Below are 2,471 nucleotides of genomic sequence, written 5' to 3'. Positions count from 1 at the left end.
AGCGCGCAAGCGGTCGACCTCGGCGCCATAGGCGGCGAGCACTTCCGCCTGCCCCACATCCGGAGGCAGCTCGACTGTCGGCCACTGCTGCAGCGAGATGCCGAACCGCGCGAGTTCTTCGGCGATCAGACCGACATCCGTGGTCCGCAGCAGGACAGCGTTTCCGTCGTTCTCGGGAATGACCTGTAACAGAGCCATGATCGTGCCTTCCGTACGCAGACGGTCATCGTTGGTCTGTGAGCAAGTGCAACTGGCACAACGCTTCCAGGCTTTCCAACCGGTTGCGTGCCTCGTCCAGCGTCGCGCCCCAGGCGGTGGCGCCGTGATGGGCGATCAACAGGACCGGCGGGCCTTGCCGGTCGGTCAGCCGCTGGGAGATCTCCGCCGCGATTCTCGGGACCTCGGCCCAGTTCGTGAACACGGGCACCTGTACGACAGACGTGGCGCCAAGCCCTTTGATGATCTCGAAGTCGGTGAACGTCACCGCTCCGGCTTCCGCTGCCAAGGCGGCGACCGCGGTGGTGTGAGGCGGGTGAGCGTGTACAACGGCACCACAGTCCGGAAACGCGCGGTACAGCGCCGCGTGGATGCTTGCTTCCGCCGACAGAGGAGGTCCCGGGCATCGGGTCGGCAGACCGGACTCGGCGTGCATCTGGACGATGTCGGCGGCGGTCAGTTCTCCTTTGCTGCGACCACTTGCCGTGATCAGCGCCTGGCCGCCCGGCAACCTGACCGACAGGTTGCCCGCTGTTCCGTCCATCCACCCTCTGGCGTGCAGCTGGCGCGCCAGTGCTGCCACACGATGTGCACTGCCGGCGGCCAGCACTCGCAGTTCGGTGACCACGGCGCTGACCAGGTCGGCCGGGGTGACGTCGAAGGCGGGATTGTAAGCGGCCGCACCTGGGGGAGTAATGCGGCCGCCTACAAAGTTGAGGACTTCCTCTTCGTCGCGCTCCTCAATGGTGATCGCCGTACCGGCGTCCAGTGTTGATTCGGGAGCGGCGACGATGAAGGGGACACCGCTGCGCGCGGCGGCCAACGCGAGCGAGTACGTGCCTATCTTGTTGGCAACGCTGCCGTTGGCCGTCACCCGGTCTGCTCCGACGACGACCACATCGACCACCCCGGCTGCGATGGCGGCCGGCGCGGCGGAGTCGACGCACACCCGGCACGGGATACCTGCCTCGGCCAGTTCATAGGCGGTCAGTCGAGCACCTTGCAGCAACGGGCGGGTTTCCGTGGCCAGCACCGATTCCACATGACCCGCATCTGCAAGAGATCGAATCGCCCCGAGCGCTGTGCCCACACCGGTTGTGGCGAACCTGCCGGTGTTGCAGTGGGTGAGGATGCGCAGCGGTCGCCGTGTGGTCAGCTCGAGCACCACTTCGGCGGTTCTGTCCGCCACCGCGGCGGTGATGTCCGCGTCCTCGTGCAGGATGGTCAACGCCTCGGCCAGCATCGCGTCCGGGCCTTCCGGCAGACGCGTCAGCACCCGCTGGACCGCCCAAGTCAGGTTGACCGCCGTCGGCCGCGCGGCCGTGATGCGTACCGCGTCCGCTCTGATGGCGTCTGGGCCGGACCTCCTGCGGGCGGAGATCACGACCGCGAACGCTCCAGCCACGCCGATCGCGGGCGCACCCCTGATGGCCAGCCGGCGGATCGCGTCGACTATCGCATCCACAGTGGACAAAGTGATGAGCCGGTGCTCATGCGGCAGCAATGTCTGGTCGACCGCGATCAGCGCGTCACCACGCCACACCAAGGACGGCCTGTCACTCAGTCTTGCCGTTGCGGTCACCGCTCCCCCAGACACCTCGTCAGTGCACGAAGACCGCTGTGACAAGCCCGACGAGCATGCTGCCGAAGAAGCCGATACCGAGATACAGCAAGAAAACTCGGGTGGAGGCCAGCACGCGTACCGCGGCGATGGCGGGAATGGTCGTGACGGCGCCGCCGAGCAGGAACGTCGTCGCGGCCGCCGGGCTCATGCCCGTCGCCATCAAACCACCGACCACGGGAATCGCGCCGACACCGTTGAGGTACAGCGGTACACCGATGGCGGCGGCGAGCACCACCGACAGCACGACGTTGTCTCCGAAGCCGGCGGACACGACCGAGGGCGGGACGAACTTGACGATGAGCGCTTCGGCCAGCACCGCGACGAGCATCCAGCGCCCGAGCAGCCACACGTCGCGCAGCACCTCGCTGCCGAACCGTCGTGCGCCCATCTGCGCCAGGCCTGCACGTGCCTGCGGCCACCACGGCTCGGGCTTCTGCTCCACGGGCGGGCTCGCCGGCTCGGATCCGCAGCAGCCTCCCGACTCGGCGGTGTCGTCCGCACGATCCGGAAGAGCTGTCCCTGCCGCCGACCGCGAGGCCGATCCCACGGTCACCGGGTCAGCGGCTTTCGCCGTCGTGGCCATCTCCAGCCGCAACGGTTGGTCAAGCCACCCGCGCCGCTCCATGAACAG

At 67.7% G+C, this 2,471-nt stretch carries 2 protein-coding genes and 2 pseudogenes; all 4 read right to left on the bottom strand.

Annotation, left to right across the window (positions count from 1 at the left end):
* Positions 1-198 (bottom strand): annotated as a pseudogene (locus SK854_RS48095) (cupin); the annotation flags it as partial.
* A gap of 25 nt (positions 199-223) precedes the next feature.
* Positions 224-799 carry a methylthioribulose 1-phosphate dehydratase gene (mtnB, locus tag SK854_RS48090; RefSeq protein ID WP_276326663.1) on the bottom strand — a complete coding sequence of 192 codons (576 nt, stop codon included), beginning with the start codon at positions 797-799 and terminating at the stop codon, positions 224-226.
* Positions 794-1,780, bottom strand: a pseudogene (gene mtnA, locus SK854_RS48085) (S-methyl-5-thioribose-1-phosphate isomerase); the annotation flags it as partial. The pseudogene mtnA and the gene mtnB, both read right to left, overlap by 6 nt.
* A gap of 37 nt (positions 1,781-1,817) precedes the next feature.
* On the bottom strand, positions 1,818-2,471 hold a 654-nt coding region (locus tag SK854_RS48080; RefSeq protein ID WP_319981889.1), incomplete at its 5' end, for a permease.

It is taken from the genome of Lentzea sokolovensis (assembly GCF_033949975.1).
GTDB lineage: Bacteria > Actinomycetota > Actinomycetes > Mycobacteriales > Pseudonocardiaceae > Lentzea > Lentzea sokolovensis.
Note: the sequence above shows the minus strand (reverse complement) of the source record. Positions and strands in the feature narration are given on the sequence as shown.